The organism is Klebsiella electrica (assembly GCF_006711645.1).
GTDB lineage: Bacteria > Pseudomonadota > Gammaproteobacteria > Enterobacterales > Enterobacteriaceae > Klebsiella > Klebsiella electrica.
This window is the reverse complement of sequence record NZ_CP041247.1, coordinates 2024141-2047591: the sequence shown is the minus strand read 5'-3', so window position 1 is coordinate 2047591 and position 23451 is coordinate 2024141. Positions and strand designations below refer to the sequence as shown.

The following is a 23451-nucleotide window of genomic DNA, read 5'->3' as shown; positions in this document are numbered from 1 at the left end:
AACTTTGGACGCCGGTGCGGTCATTAGTCTGTTTATTCTGGGTTCTGTATTAGTAACCTGTAGCATTTTATTGAGTTCCTTTTCCTCACGCCTTGGCATCCCGATTCTGGTTATTTTCCTCACCATCGGTATGCTGGCTGGCGTCGATGGTATCGGCGGCATCCCTTTTGACAACTACCCGTTCGCCTACATGGTGAGTAACCTGGCGCTGGCGGTAATCCTGCTGGACGGCGGTATGCGCACCCAGGCGAGTTCGTTTCGCGTCGCCCTCTGGCCCGCCCTGTCACTGGCGACCGTTGGCGTGCTGATCACCTCCTGTCTGACCGGGATAATGGCCGCATGGCTGTTCCATCTCAATCTCATCGAAGGGATGTTGATCGGCGCGATTGTCGGCTCCACCGATGCCGCGGCGGTCTTCTCGCTGCTCGGCGGTAAAGGGCTGAACGAGCGCGTGGGCGCCACGCTGGAGATTGAATCCGGCAGCAATGATCCGATGGCGGTATTCCTGACCATTACCCTTATCGGGATGATTCAGCAGCATCAAACCGGCCTGAGCTGGATGTTTGCCGTGCACATCGTGCAGCAGTTCGGTCTCGGCATCGTCATTGGTCTCGGCGGCGGCTATCTGCTGTTGCAGATGATTAACCGCATCGTGCTGCCTGCGGGGCTCTATCCGCTGCTGGCGCTAAGCGGCGGGATTATGATTTTTGCCGTCACCACCTCGCTGGACGGCAGCGGTATTCTGGCGGTGTATCTGTGCGGCTTCCTGCTCGGCAACCGGCCGATTCGCAACCGTCACGGGATCCTGCAGAACTTTGACGGGCTGGCGTGGCTGGCGCAAATCGCCATGTTCCTCGTACTCGGTCTGCTGCTCACGCCATCGGACCTGTGGCCTATCGCCATCCCGGCGCTGCTGCTGTCGATGTGGATGATTTTCGTCGCCCGCCCGCTGTCGGTCTTTGCCGGCCTGCTGCCGTTTCGCGGCTTTACTCTGCGCGAACGGGTGTTTATCAGCTGGGTTGGCCTGCGCGGCGCGGTGCCGATTATTCTCGCCGTCTTCCCGATGATGGCCGGTCTTGATAACGCCCGCCTGTTCTTTAACGTCGCCTTCTTCGTGGTGCTGGTCTCCCTGCTGCTGCAGGGAACCTCCCTCTCGTGGGCGGCGAAAAAAGCCAAAGTGGTGGTTCCGCCGGTGGGCTGGCCCATTTCCCGCGTCGGGCTGGATATCCATCCGGAAAATCCCTGGGAGCAGTTTGTTTACCAGCTGAGCGCCGATAAATGGTGCGTCGGCGCGGCGCTGCGCGATCTGCATATGCCGCCGGAAACCCGCATTGCCGCCCTGTTCCGCGACAATATTCTGCTGCACCCAACCGGCAGCACCCGGCTGCTCGAAGGCGATATTCTCTGCGTGATCGGCCGCGAGCACGACCTGCCGGCGCTGGGCAAAATGTTCAGCCAGTCGCCACCGGTGGCGCTCGACCAGCGCTTCTTCGGCGACTTTATTCTCGACGCCAACGCTAAATTCGCCGATGTGGCGCAAATTTACGGTCTTGACGGCGGGGAAGAGTTTCGCGAACGCCAGCAATCGCTGGGGGATGTGATTCAGGGGCTGCTCGGTGCCGCACCGGTGGTTGGTGACCAGGTGGAGTTTGCCGGAATGCTGTGGACGGTGGCGGAGAAAGAGGAAGACCACGTGCTGAAGGTCGGGGTACGCGTGGCGGAAGATGAGGCGGTGTGATCCGCCTCTGTCCGCTCGCTGACGAAGGATGATGGCACGGTGTTGATGACAGCACCACCTACCACCTGGCGCCTGAATCAGCTTATCAACGGCGTATCAGCGGCCCTGAAGGCCATTGATACGCCGTTCTTGCCTCAGGCGGTGCGCCATTTGCGGGTTAACGGTTTTTCGACCTCCACAATCAGGAACATCACAAAGCCGATAACAAAAGTGATCACCCAATAGCGGAACGGCAGCGCGGTGGTGCCAAACAGCATTTGCATAAACGGCGCGTAGATGATCAGCAGCTGCAGCGCCAGCAGAACGCCGCTGACGATCCAGATGCCTCTGTTCGCCAGTAAGCCTTTACTCAGCGAAAAGCCGTCGGAGACGCGGCAGTTGAGCATGTAAAACCACTGGGCGGTCACCAGCGTTTGCAGCAGGACGGTACGGATAAACTCCGGCGAATAGCCGCGCGGCTGGAGCCAGGCCTCCAGAACAAAGGCGCTTACGGCGATCATCGAGCCAACAAAAACCACCCGCCAGATGGCGAAACCATCCATAACATGCAGTTTAGGATCGCGCGGCGGTCGCGCCATGATGTTCTTCTCGCCAGCCTCAAACGCCAGACCAAACGACAGCGTGGCGGAGGTCGCCATGTTCATCCATAAGATGAGTACCGGGGTCAAAGGAATTAAGTTCCCCGCCAGCAGCGCGATAATGATTAATAGCCCCTGCGCCAGGTTGGTCGGCATAATGAAAAGGATGGTTTTCTTCAGGTTATCGTACACCCGCCGCCCTTCTCTGACCGCGCTGGCAATGGTGGCGAAGTTATCATCCGTCAGCACCATGTCGGCCGCCTCTTTGGTCACCTCGGTTCCCTTGATGCCCATCGCGATCCCGACATCAGCCTGCTTCAGCGCCGGAGCATCGTTCACCCCGTCACCGGTCATCCCCACGACCTCTTTTTTACTCTGCAGCGCCTGCACCAGACGGAATTTATCTTCCGGGCTGGTACGGGCGAAAATATCAAACTTCTGCGCGGCTTCGCTGAGCTGCTGGTCGTCCATCACCTCCAGCTCGCGCCCGGTAATGGCCGTGCTGGCGTTGCCGATGCCCAGCATTTTGCCGATACTCATCGCCGTTTGCGGGTGATCGCCGGTGATCATCTTCACGCGAATCCCCGCCTGCAGGCAGTCGCCAATCGCCGTAATCGCTTCCGGACGCGGCGGATCCATCATCCCGGCAATACCGAGGAGAATGACGCCCTGCTGCAGATCCTGATGGGTCAGCTCGCTTTGTCCGCTGGCCGCAGGCTTCCACGCCGCCGCGACCATTCGCAACCCTTCCCGCGCGTACTCTTCAATTTTTGCTTCCCAGTAGGGCTGATTCAGCGGCTGCAGGCCCTCCTCCGTCTGCTGCTGCTGACAAAGCCGGAACAGCACATCCGGAGCGCCGGTGATTAAGATCATCTCTTCATTACCGATCCGATAGAGCGTCGACATATATTTATATTGCGAATCGAAAGGGATCTTGCTGCGCAATTCGGTTGCCACCGTCGGCAGCGCGACTTTCGCCGCCAGCACCTTCAGCGCCCCTTCCGTCGGGCCGCCGGTAATTTTCCATAACCCGCTTTCATCCTTGATAAGCTGGCTGTCATTACATAAATCAATGGTCCTCAAATAGCGCTCAAGCAGCGTACCGGGCGCCACCACAACCGGCCCGGCCCCGTCGACCGGGTGGATATTGCCTATCGGTTCATAGCTATCGCCTTCCACCCGATAGACGGTATCCGCCGTAATGACGGCTTTAACCGTCATCTCGTTCATGGTCAGCGTCCCGGTTTTATCCGAACAAATTACCGTCATCGCCCCGAGGGTCTCAACGGTCGGCAGCTTACGAATGATCGCCTTCTGCCGCGCCATGGTCTGCACGCCTAAAGAGAGAATGATCGAGATAATCGCCGGCAAACCTTCCGGCACCGAGGCCACCGCAAGGCTAATCAGCGAGAGCATCAGCTCTGAAACCGGCATATCGCGGAACAGCAGGCTGAAGACGAACAGCGCGGCCATCATCACCAGAATAATAATAAAGATGGCTTTGCCGAGCTTATCCATCTGTACCAGCAGCGGCGTACGGTGCTTTTCAATATCCGCCATCATCTGGTTGATATGACCCAGTTCGGTATCGCCGCCGGTCGCCACCACCAGGCCTTTACCACCGCCGGAACTGACCGTCGTACCGGAAAACAGCAGGTTCGTGCGATCGCCGAGGGGAAGATCGCCGCTCAGCGCCTCGGTGCTTTTCTCCACCACCGTCGACTCGCCGGTGAGTATCGCCTCTTCCACGCGCAGGTTGTGGGCTTCGATAACCCGCAGGTCGGCAGGGATTCGGTCGCCCGCGCGGATCACCACGATATCGCCCGGCACCAGCGCGGTAGTCGCTACCGTTTCATGGTTTCCCTGGCGGATCACCACCGCCTCGCTGGCCAGCATATTACGAATGCTCTGCAGCGATTTTTCCGCATTGCTTTCCTGAATATGTCCAATCAGGGCATTGATCACCGCGACGCCCAGAATCACCAGAGTATCGACCCAGTGCCCCATGACCGCAGTCAGCAGCGCGGCCGCCAGCAGGACATAAATCAGGACATCGTTGAAATGGGCCAGGAAACGGAGCCACGCGGGTTTGCCTGGCTTTTGGGGTAGCGCATTCTCGCCGTACTGCTGGAGTCGCGAGGCCGCTTCTGCGCTGCTAATACCTTCGGAGGAACTGTTGGTGCGGGTCAGGGTTTCATCGACGGAAAGCTTATAGAACGGGCCAGCCGGTTTGTCTGTACTCATAGTTATCTCCTCACTCCTGTAACGGAAATCAGAACAGCATCAGGCCGCCCCTAACGCACGACAAAAACCGGCACATGGGCATAACGAACGATGCCTGCCGCCTCAGAACCCAGCAAATGGGTCTGAATATTGGGGTTTCGCGAGCCAATAATCACCACATCCGCCTGCAGCTCGTCAGCCAGTTTGATCACTTCATCGCGAACATTGCCGCTACGGACATGAATCTGGATGTCACTTTCCGGCAGGGTGGACTTTTTGGCCAACCCGGCAAGTTTTTCCTCAGCGTTTTTAACCAGATAGTCTTCCATTTTTCGCGCATCAGAAATAAATCCACGCGTCAGCACCGGGGAAAACAGAGGATTTACGTGCAACAGGTGAATTTTCCCGCAAGCGCTCTGCGCAAGAAACTGAGCGTGGGATAGCGCCTTGTCGGCAAGGCCAATTTCAAAGACATCAACCGGGACCAGAATATTTTTATACATACAGACAATCCTTTTATTACCAATAGAATAGATGGCGAATAACTTCCTACGACACGTGTTGCGGAAAAAATCTCAGGAACAAAGCTGGCACAATAATCGGTATGATTAAACGTAGCACAGGACGGTTAACATGATTAAGCCACCAATTAATATATTGAAAAATATCACTGAGATACCCCCCTTCAGTCAATTCGGCTGGAAACGCCGCCAAAGCGTCGACATCAGGGCGATTTTTACTCTTTTTAACATTTCCGCTTTTCTACGACTATCCTCATAATCAGGAGCTGTAACGATTGCAAAAACCACCCCATAATTAGGTATATGAGGATTTACTAACTATATATCCATCACTAAAGGAGGAGCGATGTTTGGCTATAGTCTGTTTCGCCTGAGCCTGTTTATCGCCCTGGCAATCATTGCCTGTACGGCGACAGGATTATTCACCTATCTCGTCGTCTCTGCCCTGGCTGAATAAATCCGCCGGTTGTAACCAATATGTAAAATAAATCTTTTAGCTTTGCGGGGAATACAGTGAACCGTTATTTTTCTCTCATTCCTGTTGTTATTTTGATAACAACAGCTTGCGACCAGAAAGCGCCGCAGGTTACACCGCTGCCACGGATGGTGAAAGCCGCTGAGGTGACTGCGGTCGGGGATTCACAGCAGCGTGTTTTCCCCGCGCGCATCGAATCCGGGGACTCTACGGATCTCTCTTTTAAACGCGGCGGCCTGGTGGAATCGCTCGATGTGCGCCAGGGCGCCAACATTACGCAAGGACAGGTCCTCGCCCGTCTCAACGCGCGGGAAGCCCAACAGCGTTTCAATGAACGACAAACTGCCGCCACGCTCGCGCAGCGGCAGTTTGACCGCTTTCAGACCCTCGCCGGCCGCCAGGCTATTTCGCAAGCCGAAATGGACATTCAGCGCGCCAGCCGCGACTCGGCAAATGCCGCGCTGAAAATTGCCCGCGAAGAACTCGACCAGTTGACGCTAAAGGCGCCGTTTAGCGGGGTAGCGGCCAGCGTGCCGGTGCGCAATCACCAGGTGGTGGCCGCCGGGCAGACCGTGGTGACCCTGACGCGTAGCGATCTGCTCGACGTGGTCTTTAGCATCCCGGAAAATCTGTTTAGCGCCTTTGATATTCGCAACGCGCAGTATCGTCCGCTAGTGAAAATCAACGCCCTGCCGGATCGCCAGTTTACCGCCCAGTACAAAGAGCATTCCGGCAGCAGCGACAATCATTCCCTGACGTGGCAGGTGATTTTGACCATGCCGCGCCCGGCCGATTTCCCCGCGGTGGGCGGCGTCAGCGGGACCGTGACGGTGAATCTGGCGAATCTGCCCGCCAATACCGGTCGCGAGGCGCTGGTGGTGCCGGTTGAGGCGGTGTTCAATCCCGATAATCATCCGCGCAATGAGCCGCACGTGTGGGTGATTAAGGGCGATGGCGAACAGCTGCATCTTGAGGATCGCAAAGTGAGCGTCGGGCAGGTCACCACCCAGGGGGTGGTTATTACCGACGGGCTCAGCGCCGGCGAGCGCGTTGTGGCAGCTGGCGTAAGCGAACTGCATGCCCAACAGCCGGTTCGAATCTGGACGCGTGAACGAGGACTTTAATGGATATCTCTCGTCAGTTTATTAATAATCCCGTTCGCGTCTGGTTAACCATTCTGCTGTTGGGCATTGGCGGTATTTTCGCCCTGCTCAATATCGGCCGTCTGGAAGATCCGGCCTTTACCATTAAAACGGCGGTGGTCATTACCCACTATCCTGGCGCTTCGGCGCAACAGGTCGAAGAAGAGGTCACCCTGCCGCTGGAAAATGCCCTGCAACAGCTGCCTTATCTGGATAACGTCAGCTCTATTTCGTCCAACGGGCTCTCGCAGATTACGGTGAATATCGCCTCGAATTACCACTCCAACGAGCTGCCGCAAATTTGGGATGAGCTGCGGCGCAGAGTGGGCGATGCGGCCCGTCTGTTCCCTCCGGGCGTGGTCACCCCCTTCGTGAACGATGATTTCGGCGACGTGTTTGGCTTTTTCTTTGCCATTTCCGGCGACAGTTTTACCAATCCCGAGCTGGTCCGTTATGCCGAGCAGCTGCGTCGGGAACTGGTACTGGTGCCCGGCGTTGGCAAGGTCGCCATCGGCGGTGTACTCCCCCAGCAGATTAATATTGATATCTCTTTACCCAAAATGGCCGCCCGCGGCATTACGCTTAACCAGCTTTCCGCCATTCTCAGCCGCCTGAACGTCGTGTCCAGCGCCGGGGAGATTAAATCTGGCAGCGAGTCCATTCGCCTGCATCCGACCGGGGAATTTGAGAATATCGACGAACTGGGCGATCTGCCGATCAACCCGCACGGTACGGGGGCGGCAACCCGGTTACGGGATATTGCCACCATCTCGCGCGGCTTGAGCGAATCGCCGTCCAGCCTCTACCACGCCAACGGCCGTCAGGCGGTGACCATGGGCGTCTCGTTCATTCCCGGCGTCAACGTCATCGATGTGGGCCACGCGCTGGAGGCCAGGCTGGCACAAATGTCGGCGGAAAAACCCGCCGGGATTCACCTCGATCTGTTCTACGATCAGGCGGCTGAAGTCGGCCACTCGGTTAACGGCTTTATCACTAATTTCTTAATGGCGCTGGCCATTGTCGTCGGCGTTCTGCTGATCTTTATGGGCGTGCGCAGCGGTATTATTATTGCGTTTTCGCTGGCCCTCAACGTGCTGGGCACGCTGCTGATTATGTACCTGTGGGGCATTGAGCTGCAGCGGATCTCGCTAGGCGCGCTCATTATCGCCCTCAGCATGCTGGTCGATAACGCCATCGTGATTGTCGAAGGCGTGCTGATTGCCCGTCAGCAGGGGTCAACGCTGCTGACCGCCATCAACTACGTTATCCGCCGTTCCGCCCTGCCCCTGCTGGGGGCAACCGTGATAGCCATCCTCGCCTTCGCGCCTATCGGTCTGTCGCAGGACTCGACGGGGGAATACTGTAAATCGCTGTTCCAGGTGCTGCTCATCTCCCTGATGCTCAGCTGGTTCTCGGCGCTCACCATTACCCCGGTGTTGATCAAATGGTGGCTGTTTAAAGGCGCGGCATCCCCGACGCCAGCCGCTGAGGCCGATCCTTACCGCGGACGCTTTTACCGCAGCTATCAGCAGATCCTCAACGCCCTGTTGCGGCAAAAAACCGTCACCCTTACGGTGATGGCCGCGCTGCTGGTCGGCGCGGTCTGGGGATTTGGCTCGGTACGACAGAACTTTTTCCCGTCATCCAATACGCCTGTCTTCTTTGTGGACCTGTGGCTGCCCTACGGCACCGATATCGCCGCCACCGAAAAAATGACCAGCGATATCGAAACCGCGATTAACGGCCAGCCGGGCGTGGTCACTACCGTGGCGACCATCGGTCAGGGCAGCATGCGCTTTATCCTCACCTACAGCGGCCAGCGGCAGTACAGCAACTATGCGCAGATCATGGTGCGCATGGACGACCAGCGTAGTATTGACGCCCTCACTCGCCACGTCGATGCCTATATTGCGCGCCACTATCCGCAGGTCAACGCCAGCAGCAAGCGGGTGATGTTTGGTCCGTCCAGCGATAGCGCCATCGAGGTGCGTATTAAAGGCCCCGATCCCGACAGATTGCGACTGATAGCCAGCCAGGTCAGCACGATCCTTGCGGCGGATCCGGCCGTCGGCAGCGTGCGTAACGACTGGCAAAACCGCAGTAAAACGATCCGTCCGCAGTATTCGCCGGTCCTCGGCCGCGAGCTGGGGGTGGATAAGCAAGATATCGACAGTGCGCTGCAAATGAATTTCAGCGGTAGCCGCGTCGGGCTGTATCGTGAAGGCGCCGATCTGCTGCCGGTGGTGGTACGCCCGCCCGCCGCCGAACGTCAGGATGCTAACCATCTGAAAAACGTACTGGTGTGGAGCCAGAGCCGTCAGCAGTACATTCCGCTGAGCAACGTCGTCAGCGGCTTTAACCTCGAATGGGAAGACCCGTTAATTCTCCGCCGCGACCGCAGCCGCGTCCTCACGGTGATGAGCAACCCCGACCCGCTGAGCCATCAAACCCCGGGCGATATTCTGGCGCGAGTCCAGCCGCAAATTAACGCGCTCAGTCTGCCGCACGGCTACAGTATTGAGTGGGGAGGCGATGCGGAGAACTCCAGCGAAGCGCGGCAGGGGCTGTTCACCACCCTGCCATTAGGTTATCTGGTGATGTTCGTCATCACCGTGCTGATGTTCAGTTCGCTGAAAAATGCCGTTGCCATCTGGCTGACCGTGCCGCTGGCGCTGATCGGCGTGACGCCGGGCTTTTTAATCACCGGCATTCCCTTCGGCTTTATGGCGCTTATCGGTTTGCTTAGCCTGAGCGGCATGCTTATCCGTAACGGCATCGTGCTGGTTGAAGAGATTGAACAACAAAAACAGGAAAAACCGCAGCACGAGGCAATTATCTATGCGGCAACCTCGCGCTTACGCCCTATACTGCTCACGGCCTTTACCACCGTGCTCGGGCTGGCGCCGCTGCTGCTGGACGTCTTCTTCCAGAGTATGGCGGTGGTTATCATGTTCGGGCTGGGTTTTGCGACCATTCTGACGCTACTGGTTCTTCCGGTTATTTACGCCTGTTTTCACCCTAAGGATATGCGGCAACCACAATGAACACCACCGGGTTAAATATTATTAAAACGCTGGGATGCATGACGGCGGTCACCTTCTTTACCATCTATAACACCTGGGATCGGTATGATTACGACTATCACTGGATCCTCGGCTTTCTGACCTTTATCTCGACCATCGCCACGCCGCTGTTTTTTGTGGTGGCGGGCTATCTCGATGCTCAGTCCCGACATAACGCGAGCTGGCAGATGGAGAAAATTAAAAGCGTGGTGATCGTCTTTCTTTTCTGGATGACGATTTACTACCTCTTTGAGCCCTACCAGCGCGGCTATCTTATCCAGCCATGGTTTGTCTTCGCCTTTATCGTGATTTATACCTTCCACCCGCTGGTCGAGTGGCTAAGCCTGCGCAGAAGGGTCTTCTTTAGCGTGGTGTTTGTGTTACTGCTTTTCTGCTATGGCTACGACCTGCTGGCGGTCCTTTGGCCCAACGTTCATCCGCTAACTTTGCCACCGCAGTATCGTCTGTGGACCTGGCTGTTGTTCTATTTAACCGGCCAGCTGTTTAACGACCCGCTGGTGGTGCGCTGGCTTAACCGCGATAGCGTTATCAAAGCCACGATGTGCGCCATACCCTTTATTTATCTTTTCACCTGGTTTTACGAGCGTCATTTCTTTTTCGCCCTGTTCAAGGCCGACAGAAATGCGTTCATTCTCACCGGTTCACAAATTTATATTCTGGTAGTCGCGCTGGTGATTGCGGCCAACGGCGTCCGTTTCCGTAAAAACAGCGAGTTTAAAGAGAGTATCCTGGCGGCAGTCAGCAAAACGATGACCGGGGTTTATATCCTCCATTACTCCATTTTTCATCTGCTGAGCGCCCTTATCCCTATCGGTTCGCTGACCACAAAATTAATGCTGATTGTCCTGACGTTTGTCGTCTCGGTATTGATTTCAATGCTGGCGCTATCCCACTCCGTCGCTAAAAAAGTGATCACCCTTTAAATTACCGGCGCCCTCCCTGGCGGCCGGGTTTAAAAACCATAGCGCAGCCAGGCAAACAGGACGTTACCGTTATTGTAGGTGCCGGGAATATAGGTGAACTGTACGCTCAGCCGCTGATAGCTTGCGGAAAATAAAGGCAGAATTATCGGTAAGGGGACGTAATTCGCGAAATCATCACGGGCGGTGATCCCGGCGGTCACGCCGAGGCCAAGGCGGAAATCCTCGCGGCTATCCAGATACCAGCCCTTCTCCCAGCCGTAGCCGATTATCGGCTGCCACTTGTTATGCGAATCCTTAAACATCATGGCGTACAGCGAACTCCAGTCGCCATCATCGTGATAGCGAGAGACGCCGAAACCGCCGCCCCAGGGCATCTCATTGTAGTTGTCGGTTTTCTCTTTATCGTAGGTTAAGCGGTTGTGCCAGCTGAGAAACGGCAGATACAGGTCATAATTTTGCGGCTGATTCCAGGTTTGCGAAACATCATTTTTGAGCCAGTCCCACCAGCCGCTGATGCGCTGTTCACCGTAGACATGATCTTCAGCCTGGACCGCCGTAGCGCAAATAATCAGGGTACCCCACACCACCAGCCGACAATGTTGCATAGTTTTTTCCTTAAAAAAATCAACGTTAATCATTCAGCCCGAGAAATAAACGGAACTCCTGTGCATTATAATCCCGATTCAGGCGCAGACGGCAAAGCGCCGTGAATATGTTGCTCAATACGCGCCATCATAAACGGAAAGAACGGATTAGAGGTCACGCGCATCAGCGTATCCAGCCCTACGCTGAGGGTTGCGGTCTCTCCGCGCAGCGAAATGGTACCGATACTGATGCCGTAAAGGTTCTTCTCCGTCGGCTCGCGACCGTACAGAGAATCGCTCATCGGAAAAGGTACCGCGACGTGCGACAGCGAATACATATCCTGCGGCCACGCGATGTTCAGCCGCGTCACTTGCTCCTCTTGCGCGCCCGCTGGCGTGGTTCGCGCGACGGTATCGTACGTCGTGGACGAGGCATTGGTAATCACCGTTGTGCGATAGCGGCGCGGCGCTGGCGGCAATAGCGTGTTGAGCGCAGAGTAGACCGCAGGTCGAAACAACGCGCGCAGATTCGCCGCCTGGTTGATATCGAAAACCACCAGCTCGCTGCCGTTTTCCGGCAAATAGCGATACAGCGACTCCACCACCGCCCTGGTGCTGACGGTGGAGTCCATCACCGACTGAAAAGTCAGCACCGGGGCCAGCGCAGCAAGCCGCTGGCTGCGGGAGTCCTCGACAATTTTCGCCTGCAGCGCCTGGGTTAACAGCCACGACTGTCGGGCCGCCTTCACCGGAAATGAATTGTATTTATAAGGATTAAACTCGGGCGCCACGTTAAGCCATGCCGCGCGCGCAAAAGCGGGAAACACCGCCGGTAGCCCCGTCAGCCCGGCAAAGCGGGCAAATGCAGTCACCCCGATCATCGGCGACAGCAGGACTATCTGCTGTGGCTGAGACAAGGCGTTATCATCCAGCGCGTCGAGCGCATATTTCAGCGCCAGCGCGCCGCCGTTGGAATAGCCGATAACATGCAGCGGGACGTTCGCCCCGGCCAGTCGGGTGGCTTCGCGTACCGCCAGTCGCGTTGCCGCCATCCACTGCTGCCAGTCAACGGCGGTCAGCGAACCCGGCGCAGTACCGTGCCCCGGCAACCTCGGCACCACGGCAACGAACCCCTGCTGCTGGTAGGCTTTTGCCAGATAGCGCACGCTGTATGGCGAGTCCGTCAAGCCATGAAGCAACACCGCGGCGCCGCGCGGCGTCCCTGCGGGCAACAGCACAAAGGAGCGATTCCAGTCGGGCTGAAACTGTTGCGGATAGACCTGGCTTTGGGCATAAAAACGATTAAGCGGCGTTTTTTCATCATCCTGAAGCGCATTGGTCAGCTGACTTCTCATCTGGCGAAAAATCGTCTCTTCTCGCGCCAGATAGCCAGCGAAGGTCGCGTGGTCAATCTCCGTCGCCGACATTTCATCAGCAGCCCAGGTATGCCACGGATGCAGGGCGGGCCCACGCTGCGTTTCGTAAATACGCCCGGCCATAAAAACGGTCACCACGATAAACAGAGCAATCGCTATTTTTTTCACCAGCGAGGCCACTTTTGAACCGGCTTTAATCAGAGGGCGGGTAAAACTCATCATTGGCATATCGCTGTCCGTTTTGTTTTCTGTACATGACGACCGCTGGCTCGCTGGGGCATTGTAGTCATGTGATGGAGGTTGTTTCCAGACCTCGTCAGTCGCTGATGTTACCGTCGGCGTTAAGCAGATCGTAGCAGGCAACGGAATCGAATCAAGGAGCAGGCGCGATTGCGAAGAGATCGTCGATGGTCAGGCGGAGGTGCGCAATATGAGGGTGCGAAGCGGAGCCGCGCGGCCGACATCCGGCTGACGGGGTGTTGCTTGAGAGGGGTTAGCGGAAAGCCAGAACTCCGGCCGCTGCCGGAAATTCTGGCTGATAAGCCCGGCCAATGACGCCGTTTACGGAAGTTACCCTGTCACGACCGGAACGCGCGGCGCCAGCGCGCACATTAATTCATAGCCGACGGTGCCGCAGGCGCTGGCGACATCGTCAATTTTGATCTCCTTGCCCCACAGCTCGACCGGCGCGCCGATCCCGGCCTGCGGGCAAGGCGTTAGATCGACCGCCAGCATATCCATTGAAACCCGGCCCACCGTGCGGGTCCGAACGCCGTCCACCAGCACCGGCGTACCGTCCGGTGCCACGCGCGGATAGCCGTCGGCGTAACCGCAGGCCACAATCCCAATACGCTGCTCGCCGGACGTCCGATACCGCCCCCCGTAGCCAACCACCTCGCCCGCCTGCAGATTCTGCACGGCGATGATTTCGCTGCTGAGCGTCATTACCGGCTTGAGGCCGCTGTTGGCGACATCCTGCCATTGCCCGGAAGGCGATGCGCCATACAGCACAATACCCGGTCTCACCCAGTCGAAATGGGCTTCAGGATGCCACAGCGTCGCCGCCGAGTTCGCCAACGAACGCGGGCAATCGAGCCCTTCCGCCGCCTGCTCGATGCGGCGCATCGGCTCAATAATACCCTGCGGATTTTCCGCATCGGCAAAATGCGACATCAGCGTCATGGCGCTGACGTTATTCAGCACCCGCAGCTGCTGCCAGACGGTATGGAGGCGATCCGGCATAAAACCGAGTCGATTCATCCCGCTGTTGACCTTGACGTAGATATCCAGCGGTGCGTGGAGCTTTGCCTGCTGCAGCGCCTTAATCTGCCAGTTGCTGTGCACGCTGGTGGTCAGGCGGTATTTATCAAATAGCGCCAGCTCGTCGGCATGGAAGAACCCCTCGAGCATCAGAATCGGCCCTTTCCAGCCGTGCTCGCGCAGCAGAATCGCCTCTTCAAGGTTGAGCATCGCGAAGCCATCTGCGCCGCTCAGCGCGCTCCAGACGCGCGACAGGCCATGACCATAGGCGTTGGCTTTCACCACCGCCCACAGGCGCGAGGCGGGAGCCGCACGCCGGACAATCTGCAAATTCTGCCGCAAGGCCGGCAAATCAATGCTGGCCAATACAGGACGGGACATGAAGACTCCTTAGTTATGAACACCGTGCAGATGCTGAGGGCGTGCCGGCGTAAAACCGGGGCTATAGCGCGCGACGGCCAGATCATCATACGGGATGGCCGGTGTACGGCCGGAGATCAAATCGCTGAGCAACTGCCCGGAACCGCAGGCCATCGTCCAGCCCAGCGTGCCGTGCCCGGTGTTCAGCCACAAATTCTTATACGCCGTGCGGCCCACCACCGGCGTGCCGTCCGGGGTCATTGGACGCAGCCCGGTCCAGAACGTTGCCTGCTCGACGTGGCCACCGCGCGGGAACAGATCGCGGACCACCATCTCCAGCGTTTCCCGGCGCGGCTTCAGCAGCTCTTTATTAAAACCGACGATTTCCGCCATCCCGCCCACGCGGATGCGCTGGTCAAAGCGGGTAATGGCGATTTTGTAGGTTTCATCAAGAATAGTCGAAACCGGCGCGCCGTCTTCCTCGGCAATCGGAATGGTCAGCGAATAGCCCTTCAGCGGATAGACCGGAATGTCCACCAGCCCTTTCAGCATCGCGGTTGAGTATGAACCAAAGGCCATCACATAGGCATCGCCTTTGATGATTTCAGCGCCGCATTTTACACCGGCAATCTGTTCGCCTTCATACAGCAGCGCATCCACCGGCGTATTAAAGCGGAAGGTGACGCCCGCCTGCGCCGCCATGGCCGCCAGGCGGGTGGTAAACAACTGGCAATCGCCGGTTTCATCATTGGGCAGACGCAGACCGCCGGTCAGCTTGTGGCTGACCTCGGCCAGCGCGGGCTCCACTTCCAGCAAACGCTTCGCTTCCAGAAGCTGGTATGGAACGCCGGCCTCTTCCAGCACGGCGATGTCGCGAGTGGCGTTTTCATACTGTTTTTCGGTACGGAACAGCTGCAATGTGCCGCCCTGGCGGCCCTCATACTGGATCCCGGTGCTTTCGCGCAGCGCTTTCAGGCAGTCGCGGCTGTATTCCGCCAGACGCACCATCCGCCCTTTGTTCTCCATATAATGGCGGGTATCGCAGTTGCGCAGCATTTGCCACATCCATTTCAGCTGGAACGGAGTGCCGTCAAGACCGATAGCCAGCGGCGCGTGGCGCTGGAACATCCATTTGATGGCCTTCAGCGGCACGCCCGGCGCCGCCCACGGCGCAGCATAGCCCGGGGAAATCTGTCCGGCGTTAGCGGCGCTGGTCTCTTCCGCCGCCCCGGGTTGACGATCGATAACCGTCACTTCGTGACCCGCCTGGCTTAAATACCATGCACTTGCAACCCCAACTACCCCACTTCCCAGTATGACGACTCGCATAGCGACTCCGTAATAGTTAAAGAACAATCATCTGATTACAAATTGATAACTCAGATGAAAATATTATTCAACATACGCTTTATTTATGGTGACTTAACTCACAGCAAACCGCACCAGCACTGACCCCATAGATTTACTATCTCGTGCTGCGCTTCATTTTTACTCAGAATAATATTCTGCAAATATGGATTAACCAGGCCTTTAAGATTGCGAAATCGCGAAGAAAAGAAATTGTCGGGAGGCGCAGTTTGTCGTCCCCTGTTCTATGCTTGATAAGAGGCTTTCCGTACAGAGAGAGCCACCTACAACGAGGGCGCGCTAATGGCTACGATTGATTCCATGAACAGGGACACCACTCGTTTAAGCGATGGACCCGACTGGACTTTTGAACTGCTGGAAACCTACCTTGCCGAGGTTGACCGGGTAGCGAAGCTGTACCGTCTCGACACCTATCCGCACCAGATCGAAGTCATTACGTCCGAGCAGATGATGGACGCCTACTCCAGCGTCGGCATGCCCATCAACTACCCGCACTGGTCGTTCGGTAAGAAGTTTATCGAAACCGAGCAGGCGTATAAACACGGTCAGCAGGGACTGGCCTATGAGATTGTCATTAACTCCAATCCCTGCATCGCCTATCTGATGGAGGAAAACACAATAACCATGCAGGCGCTGGTCATGGCCCATGCCTGCTACGGCCATAACTCTTTTTTCAAAAACAACTATCTGTTCCGCAGCTGGACCGACGCCAGCTCGATCATTGACTATCTGATTTTCGCCCGGAAATACATTACCGACTGCGAGGAGCGCTACGGCGTTGATGAGGTTGAGAAGCTCCTCGACTCCTGTCATGCCCTGATGAACTACGGCGTCGATCGCTACAAACGCCCGCAAAAAATCTCGTTGCAGGAGGAGAAAGCGCGGCAGAAGAGCCGGGAAGAGTATCTGCAAAGCCAGGTGAATATGCTGTGGCGCACCCTGCCGAAGCGGGAAGAAGAGAAGACCATTGAGTCGGCCCGCCGCTACCCTTCAGAGCCGCAGGAGAACCTGCTGTACTTTATGGAGAAGAACGCGCCGCTGCTGGAACCGTGGCAGCGCGAAATCCTGCGTATCGTGCGCAAGGTCAGCCAGTATTTTTATCCGCAAAAACAGACCCAGGTGATGAACGAAGGGTGGGCCACCTTCTGGCACTATACGATCCTCAATCATCTTTATGACGAAGGGAAAGTGACGGAGCGCTTTATGCTGGAGTTTCTGCACAGCCACACCAACGTGGTGTTCCAGCCGCCCTATAACAGCCAGTGGTATAACGGGATTAACCCCTACGCCCTCGGCTTCGCCATGTTCCAGGACATTAAGCGTATATGCCAGTCGCCGACCGAAGAAGACCGCTACTGGTTCCCGGATATCGCCGGCTCGGACTGGCTGGAAACGCTGCATTTCGCCATGCGTGATTTTAAAGATGAGAGTTTTATCAGCCAGTTCCTGTCGCCGAAGGTCATGCGCGATTTCCGCTTCTTTACGGTGCTGGATGACGATCATCATAACTACCTGGAGATCTCCGCTATCCATAACGAGGAGGGGTATCGGGAGATCCGCTCGAAGCTGTCCGCCCAGTACAATCTCAGCAACCTTGAGCCGAATATTCAGGTGTGGAGCGTCGATCTACGCGGCGACCGCTCACTGACGCTGCGCTATGTGCCGCACAATCGCGTCCCGCTGGATAAAGGGCGTCGGGAAGTGCTCAAGCACGTCCATCGTCTGTGGGGGTTTGATATCCTGCTGGAACAACAAAATGCCGATGGCAGTATCGAACTGCTGGAGCGCAGCCCGCCGCGCCAGAACGCGCTGTAAAACGATGAAAAAATGCCCGACAGCTTGCCGGGCATTTTTATCGTAGCCGTGCGCCTTAACGCATACCGATGACTAAATCACCCGGCATGGTTTTCTGCATCCGGTGCCAGATCTCGCCGCTGTCGTGACCGTAGCGACGGACAATCTCGTAAACCTTCTCGTGCAGCCCCTCTTCGCATACTTTCGTCAGCTGATGATAGAAGCCCAGCGCCAGGCTGCGCGCTTCCGGGTTGGCGAAATAGTGACGCCCGATGCGGGTATACAGCCCTTTCATTCCGTTAAGGATCAGGCCATAAATCGGGTTACCGGAGGCGAACGCCAGGCCGCGGAAAATGTTGTAATCCAGCTCGGCGAACGCGTCGGCGTGATCTGCAACTTCACGCGCGCTGGCCAGCACGTCCAGCGCCTTATCGGGATGCTGGCGGAACGCAGTGCGGATGAAGATAGTAGAGATGTTGGTACGTACCGACAGCAGGTTATCGATCAGCTGCGGAACGCTGTCATGATCAAGACGCGCCAGGGTTTCGAGAATATTCAGCCCGGACGTTTCCCAGAAATTATTCACCTTCGTCGGTTTGCCGTGCTGAATCGTCAACCAACCGTCGCGGGCCAGACGTTGCAACACTTCGCGTAAGGTAGTACGGGTTACACCAATCAGTTCAGAAAGTTCACGTTCGGCGGGAAGGATGGTGCCTGGGGGAAAACGATTATTCCAGATACTTTCAATGATGTACTCTTCCGCGAAACCCGCAGGGCTTTGCGCCTTAATGACCATAATTAGATTTCCATTACACAGCGTTGCAAATTCCACTCATCATACCAGAGCCGTTATAGAGCAGATAGCGCCTGGAAGTAATTAAAAGGGGATCGCCGTTTCATTTTCAACTTTTCGTTACCCCCCGCCATGGGGGGAATGCCGGGCGAAGTCAGTTGCCTCGCGGCGGCCTTCCCTCCGCCTTCCTCGATGCGCTGAGCGTGGCGGCGGTGGCGGAATCAAAACTCTTTTACGTAATATTTTCCGGCTTGCTGCTGGCGTCGGTTCGGTTTTCGTTTACACTGCCATGATTTAGCTTGTTCCAGGGAAATAACTATGTTGCGATATTTAAACCAGTGCTCAAGGGGACGCGGAGCCTGGCTCCTGATGGCGTTAACCGCTTTTATCCTTGAATTAGTCGCGCTGTGGTTCCAGCATGTGATGTTGCTGCAACCTTGTGTGATGTGTATTTATGAACGTTGTGCGTTATTAGGCGTTATGGGCGCCGGTATTGTCGGGGCCATCGCGCCGAAAACACCGCTGCGCTATGTGGCGCTGGCTATCTGGCTGTACAGCGCGCTGCGCGGACTACAGCTGTCATGGGAACACACTTTGCTTCAGCTGCACCCCTCCCCGTTCCAGACCTGCGATTTCGCCGCCCGTTTTCCGACGTGGCTGCCGCTGGATAAGTGGATCCCGCAGATGTTCGTCGCCAGCGGCGACTGCTCCGTTCGTCAGTGGGAGTTTCTGACGCTGGAGATGCCGCAGTGGCTGGTGGGGATCTTCGCCGCCTATCTGCTTGTGGGGCTGCTGGTGCTGATTGCTCAGCCTTTCAAACCTAAAAAACGCGATCTTTTCGGCCGCTAAGTCGGTGAGAGTAAAACGCTCCTTCAGGGAGCGTTTTTTTTGCCTGTTGATTGACGATATCGCCCTTAAAGATGCATATTTAATGCATCTTATATATCCACTAAGGAGCTGACGATGTCTCACCTGCGTATTCCTGCTCACTGGAGAGTTAAACGTTCCACCCCGTTCTTCACTAAACAGAACGTCCCCGCCGCCCTGCTCAGCCACCATAATACCGCCGCCGGCGTCTTCGGCCAGCTGTGCGTGATGGCAGGAACGGTCATCTACTATGGCTTTGCTGATGAACAGGCGACCGAGCCGGAAGTGAAGGTGGTGATTAACGCCGGTCAGTTTGCCACCAGCCCGCCGCAGTACTGGCATCGCATCGAGATGAGCGATGACGCGCAGTTCAATATCAACTTCTGGGTTGAAGAAGAGAGCGATGGCGAAAACGGACTGTTTCACGCCAGAAAAGCCTGAACCAGCCATCCCGGTAGCGTCAGCCCGGAGGCCATTGAACAGGCCTCGTCATGAGGGCAGGAGATGTCTACCGGGGTGGGTTCAGCCCGTACATGACTCTGAGATGTCTGTTAAACCTGTCATCATCTCCCCCCTATCCCGTAGCGCGTCTCCCTGACATGCCGAAATATGCTAAAATTTATACAGCGGAAACCGAGGATAAGCTGAGATATTTTTCAGTACCTTAGTCAAGGTGAGGGAGTATGGATAGTGTGAGATACAAACAGGATATCCGGAAACGATATTCCACATGGCTGTGGTGCGGAAGTTTATATTTGGTTTCATGGCATTGTTATGCCGATGAAATAAACCTGTACTCAATAAATACCGGCTCATACGTTTATCATTTAACGCACAATCACGGGCAGTATACTGAAAATTTTGAAAATAACTTTATCTCCGTTGAGCGAAAATTCTCGGATGACTCAAAAAATAGCTTTGTTTTAGGCACAATGAAAAACAGCTTTAATGACCGATGTCTGGCTGCCGGCGTAAGAAGAGATTGGATCGGCTGGGATAACGGCTGGGTTTTCAAAGGGATATATGGATATGTCGGTGAGTTTTTCTTTGACGCTTTCAGTGATTGCGGCGATCATGGCTCATACCATGACTTTAAGAAAGTAACAGGAATAGGTTTTTCTCCCTATATATATCATGGGCTCCAGTATAATTTTACGTCTTATTTTGGGATGGATGTCGGCATTATCATACCCTCAGTATTTGTCATTACGGCCCAATGGAGCTTTCGATAAATTCGACAGCCGCTCTGCTGCAAGCAATCGTCGGTACAGTGTCCGCTCCTGTATTTATCGCGCACCGCCTCTCCACTGACCAACTCACTGAGCTTTCTTTGCAATAGTTTATGCGTGACGGGATCATCCTTGACCGGAGCATCGGGCATATTGATGAACTCTGCGTACTGTTCGGGGTTAACCTTGAATACACGGCCGCAAGGCTCAGGTTCTCCGCAGCCTGACAGGCCATGGGTACCAGTGCAACCGTAAGCGAGTATTATATGCAGTCGCTATAGCTAACGTATAACATACTTAGCGTATCTTCTCGTATGACAGGGCTTCAGCTCTCACTGATGCCAAAAATTTGGCGGTCCGGCAAATTCCTCCAACAGGATAGTTTTTGATATGCATACAGATAAAAAATTTCGTTTATATCGCCCCTTAAAAGGGATTACGCATACTTTCGGCGATGAATGGTTTGCGTTGAAAGCAGAAGCCTTCGCGCGTTTTTTTGGTACGCCGACATTTCTGATTGGACAGACTATCGCGGTGATCGTGTGGATTGTTCTGAACGTTGCAGGCGCCGTGAAGTTTGACCCCTATCCCTTTATTTTACTCAACCTGGCATTCAGTATACAGGCTGCTTATGCAGCTCCGCTGATCCTGTTGGCGCAAACCCGACAGGCAGAACGCGATCAGGCGCATGCGCTGGCGGATGCGCAACACCGCGAAGATCTGGATGACGCCATGACGAAGCGCCAGATGCTCGCTGAGGAGCAGTCAGTACAACTGTTGAAATTACTGAAACAAAATACGCAGTTGACGGAACTGACCCGGCAAATGGCCGAGCGTATCGAAACGCTCACCGTGCAGCTTGCGCAGCGTGAATTTCACGGACAACAGAAATAAATGGGTTCTTCAGCGGGCAGCCCGGGCAGTGATAACCCAGGAAGGTTGTATCTGGACGATACTGGCCTTAGCAACGCTTTTTAAAGCTTCCTGTAAGGATGACATTCGTCAGCCAAAACCGGAAAGCGCCGGGGTTTAGTCGGGACGACCTTATGCGGATGTTCAGCGGCGACTGTAACGAGCTTATCGCGTCCCCGCCTTAAAAGTGGCCCGCAGGCTGTTGCTGCGCTATTGAGCCTTATTGCTGAAGCCTGATATATCACGGGAAAGCCAGCAAGCAGGTTAACAGCGCTAAAGCACCATGCGCAGGTCTTCGAACATGACGACCAATGGCATCCGCCGCCGCGGGAATAGCTGCGGCGGCGGACCTGTAAATGGGTTAAATGATAAGCGGGTGAAAAACAGGGGCCAATCCACTCGCTGTCAGCAACTCCCGGTGCGCGTAATGCCTCCTTCAAAAAATCTTCACACCACGGCGGTCGTTGCTGACCGCCCCCCAATCCTGGGCGAGTTAGCTGGTGCTGACCATAATCTCAATCAACCCTGGTTTTCCGCTGGCGATTGAGGCCTCAATGGCTGGCGCAATATCCGCGGCGCGGCGAATGCACTGTGTTGTTAACCCCATGGAGATCGCCAGCGCCTGGTAGTCTATCTTCGGCTGGGCGATATCCATGGCGACAAAAGTATTGGTCTGCGCGGAGGTATAGTGCTGCTGGCTGCGCATAAAATTTTTCAGAATGTTGTATTCCTGATTATTCATCACTACAAAGGTAACCGGAAGGTTTTCGTGCGCCGCGCTCCACATCGCCTGCGGTGAGTACATGGCAGCCCCATCGCCAACCAGGCATACCACCGGTTGACGACCGCGCCCAAGGCAGTAACCAATAGCTGCCGGCATCCCCCAGCCCAAAGCCCCGCCGCGCATAAAACCGTACTGGCCGGCCTGATCGCTGGAGAGAAACTGGCGCACCAGCGAAGAAACGCATAATGCCTCATCCACAATCGCCACATCCGGGCCGATCGCACGCACCGCCTCATGGGCGGCCACCAGCGGAGCGATCGTCGGTAGTCCGAACTTCGCCTGCACCTCTTTCTCCAGCGCTTCGCGCGCCCACTGCTTCTCATCCCGCGCTCGCGCAATCAGGTCGTTATATCGTTCGCGCTGCGCGGCCGTGGCGTTCTCCAGCATCGGCAACATCGCGTTGAGCGATACCTTGATATCTCCTACTACCGAGAGCCGCGTCGCATAAGATCGCCCAAGATCGTTCACGTCCGCAGAGAGTTGGTACACCGCGCAATTATCCGGTACGGCCGGGCCTTCACTGTAGAGAATAGTAATTAACGACTTCCCGCCTAAAGCAAAAATTGCCTGATAGTTTTGCAGGATCCCGGCGATGCCGCGCGCCGTGGTGGGCATATTGCCACGCCACAGAGGGTGTGATGTCGGAAAAGGGATGCGTGAAGGCCAGGATGAACCGTAAACGTGCGCGCCCAGGAGCTCAGCAACCTGCTGAGTCTCCGCTGAAGCGTGACTGCTGTAAATCTCATCACCGGCAATCAGAGCCACTTTACCGGGTTGATATCCTGCCAGGAGATTCGCGAGATGCGGTAGCGAGCCGCCTGTCGCTCGTCGATCGATCTGCGAAGGTTCGCCAATCGCGACATCGCAAAGCTCATCCATAATGTCCATGGGTAGCGCGAGAAATACCGGTCCGCCTGGGGCGGCATTCGCGTCGTGAAATGCCCGCCGGATCAGTACCGGCAGTTGGGCCGCATTGGAGACGTTCTCCGCCCATTTCACCGCGGGGGCCGCGATGCTGAGCAGATCGTCATACAAAAGCGGATCGCTGATGGCGTGGCGCGTATCCTGTTGCCCGGCCGTCACCACCAGCGGCGTTTGTGAAACCTTCGCGTTAAGCAGGTTACCCATGCCGTGCCCCAGCCCCCCTGCCGTATGCAAATTGAGGAACCCCGGTTTTCCCGATGCCTGAGCATAGCCATCCGCCATCGCTACAGCGCTGGCTTCCTGCAGAGCAAGAATATATTTCAGTGCCGGATTACGTAACAGAGCGTCAATCAACGGTAATTCAGTTGTGCCTGGATTGCCAAAAATGTACTCCACCCCTTCGCTGGATAGGGTTTCCAGCAGAACATCTGCTCCGCGTCGACGTTGCAGCGCGGCCGTCGTGATAACACTCATCGCTTTGACTCCATTGATTGTTGTTCTTCGCCAGTGCCGGTAG

16 protein-coding genes and 2 pseudogenes are annotated in these 23451 nt (G+C 56.0%); 9 read left to right on the top strand and 9 right to left on the bottom strand.

Going from position 1 to position 23451, the window contains the following annotated elements:
* Positions 1-4: 4 nt before the first annotated feature.
* Positions 5-1672, top strand: a pseudogene (locus tag Electrica_RS09695) (potassium/proton antiporter); the annotation flags it as partial.
* Between the two features lie 200 nt (positions 1673-1872).
* On the opposite strand, the gene Electrica_RS09690 reads toward Electrica_RS09695, so the two are convergent.
* Together Electrica_RS09690 and Electrica_RS09685 are read right to left on the bottom strand one after the other, a co-directional pair.
* Positions 1873-4560 carry a cation-transporting P-type ATPase gene (locus Electrica_RS09690; protein WP_141964363.1) on the bottom strand — a complete coding sequence of 896 codons (2688 nt, stop codon included), beginning with the start codon at positions 4558-4560 and terminating at the stop codon, positions 1873-1875.
* A gap of 50 nt (positions 4561-4610) precedes the next feature.
* Positions 4611-5042: a universal stress protein gene (locus Electrica_RS09685; RefSeq protein ID WP_100682371.1), complete on the bottom strand. Its 432-nt coding sequence runs from the start codon at positions 5040-5042 to the stop codon at positions 4611-4613.
* A gap of 531 nt (positions 5043-5573) precedes the next feature.
* Between Electrica_RS09685 and Electrica_RS09680 the strand changes: the two genes are divergently transcribed.
* The 3 genes from Electrica_RS09680 to Electrica_RS09670 are packed head-to-tail and all read left to right on the top strand — an operon-like array spanning position 5574 to position 10683.
* Positions 5574-6659 (top strand): efflux RND transporter periplasmic adaptor subunit, encoded by a 1086-nt coding sequence (locus tag Electrica_RS09680; protein ID WP_131047817.1) that lies wholly within the window; start codon positions 5574-5576, stop codon positions 6657-6659.
* Positions 6659-9721 (top strand): efflux RND transporter permease subunit, encoded by a 3063-nt coding sequence (locus Electrica_RS09675; RefSeq protein ID WP_141964362.1) that lies wholly within the window; start codon positions 6659-6661, stop codon positions 9719-9721. The genes Electrica_RS09680 and Electrica_RS09675 overlap by 1 nt, the downstream gene beginning before the upstream one ends.
* 38 nt (positions 9722-9759) lie before the next feature.
* Complete coding sequence (locus Electrica_RS09670) at positions 9760-10683, top strand: acyltransferase (RefSeq protein ID WP_160704869.1); 924 nt, start codon at positions 9760-9762, stop codon at positions 10681-10683.
* A 29-nt stretch (positions 10684-10712) separates the two neighbouring features.
* Here Electrica_RS09670 and pagP read toward each other — a convergent pair whose 3' ends face one another.
* The 4 genes from pagP to Electrica_RS09650 form a co-directional block, all read right to left on the bottom strand.
* On the bottom strand, positions 10713-11288 hold the full coding sequence (pagP, locus tag Electrica_RS09665; RefSeq protein WP_141964361.1) for a lipid IV(A) palmitoyltransferase PagP: 576 nt from the start codon (positions 11286-11288) through the stop codon (positions 10713-10715).
* 65 nt (positions 11289-11353) lie between these two features.
* The gene (locus Electrica_RS09660) at positions 11354-12865 is read right to left on the bottom strand and encodes an alpha/beta hydrolase (protein ID WP_167686268.1); all 1512 of its coding nucleotides are present in this window, start codon (positions 12863-12865) and stop codon (positions 11354-11356) included.
* Between the two features lie 348 nt (positions 12866-13213).
* On the bottom strand, positions 13214-14284 hold the full coding sequence (dadX, locus tag Electrica_RS09655) for a catabolic alanine racemase DadX (RefSeq protein ID WP_131047812.1): 1071 nt from the start codon (positions 14282-14284) through the stop codon (positions 13214-13216).
* 9 nt (positions 14285-14293) lie between these two features.
* Positions 14294-15592 carry a D-amino acid dehydrogenase gene (locus Electrica_RS09650; protein ID WP_141964359.1) on the bottom strand — a complete coding sequence of 433 codons (1299 nt, stop codon included), beginning with the start codon at positions 15590-15592 and terminating at the stop codon, positions 14294-14296.
* Positions 15593-15913: 321 nt separating this feature from the next.
* On the opposite strand from Electrica_RS09650, the gene Electrica_RS09645 reads away from it, so the two are divergent.
* A complete protein-coding gene (locus Electrica_RS09645; protein WP_131047810.1) occupies positions 15914-17446 on the top strand; it encodes a SpoVR family protein in 1533 nt (510 codons plus the stop codon).
* Positions 17447-17501: 55 nt separating this feature from the next.
* Here Electrica_RS09645 and fadR read toward each other — a convergent pair whose 3' ends face one another.
* A complete protein-coding gene (fadR, locus tag Electrica_RS09640; RefSeq protein ID WP_131047809.1) occupies positions 17502-18221 on the bottom strand; it encodes a fatty acid metabolism transcriptional regulator FadR in 720 nt (239 codons plus the stop codon).
* A 315-nt stretch (positions 18222-18536) separates the two neighbouring features.
* Between fadR and dsbB the strand changes: the two genes are divergently transcribed.
* The 3 genes from dsbB to Electrica_RS09625 all read left to right on the top strand — a co-directional run bounded on the left by dsbB (position 18537) and on the right by Electrica_RS09625 (position 20317).
* Positions 18537-19067 carry a disulfide bond formation protein DsbB gene (dsbB, locus tag Electrica_RS09635; RefSeq protein WP_100682362.1) on the top strand — a complete coding sequence of 177 codons (531 nt, stop codon included), beginning with the start codon at positions 18537-18539 and terminating at the stop codon, positions 19065-19067.
* A gap of 114 nt (positions 19068-19181) precedes the next feature.
* Positions 19182-19526 carry a DUF1971 domain-containing protein gene (locus tag Electrica_RS09630; protein WP_131047808.1) on the top strand — a complete coding sequence of 115 codons (345 nt, stop codon included), beginning with the start codon at positions 19182-19184 and terminating at the stop codon, positions 19524-19526.
* A gap of 242 nt (positions 19527-19768) precedes the next feature.
* Entirely contained in the window at positions 19769-20317 is a 549-nt protein-coding gene (locus Electrica_RS09625) for a hypothetical protein (RefSeq protein WP_228267406.1), read from the top strand.
* Between the two features lie 92 nt (positions 20318-20409).
* On the opposite strand, the pseudogene Electrica_RS28825 reads toward Electrica_RS09625, so the two are convergent.
* A pseudogene (locus Electrica_RS28825) lies at positions 20410-20552 on the bottom strand (type II toxin -antitoxin system TacA 1-like antitoxin); the annotation flags it as partial.
* A 152-nt stretch (positions 20553-20704) separates the two neighbouring features.
* Here Electrica_RS28825 and Electrica_RS09620 point away from each other — a divergent pair.
* Positions 20705-21208: a DUF1003 domain-containing protein gene (locus tag Electrica_RS09620; protein ID WP_141964358.1), complete on the top strand. Its 504-nt coding sequence runs from the start codon at positions 20705-20707 to the stop codon at positions 21206-21208.
* Positions 21209-21719: 511 nt separating this feature from the next.
* On the opposite strand, the gene Electrica_RS09615 is transcribed toward Electrica_RS09620, so the two are convergent.
* Complete coding sequence (locus tag Electrica_RS09615) at positions 21720-23408, bottom strand: thiamine pyrophosphate-binding protein (RefSeq protein ID WP_100682359.1); 1689 nt, start codon at positions 23406-23408, stop codon at positions 21720-21722.
* Between the last annotated feature and the right edge of the window lie 43 nt (positions 23409-23451).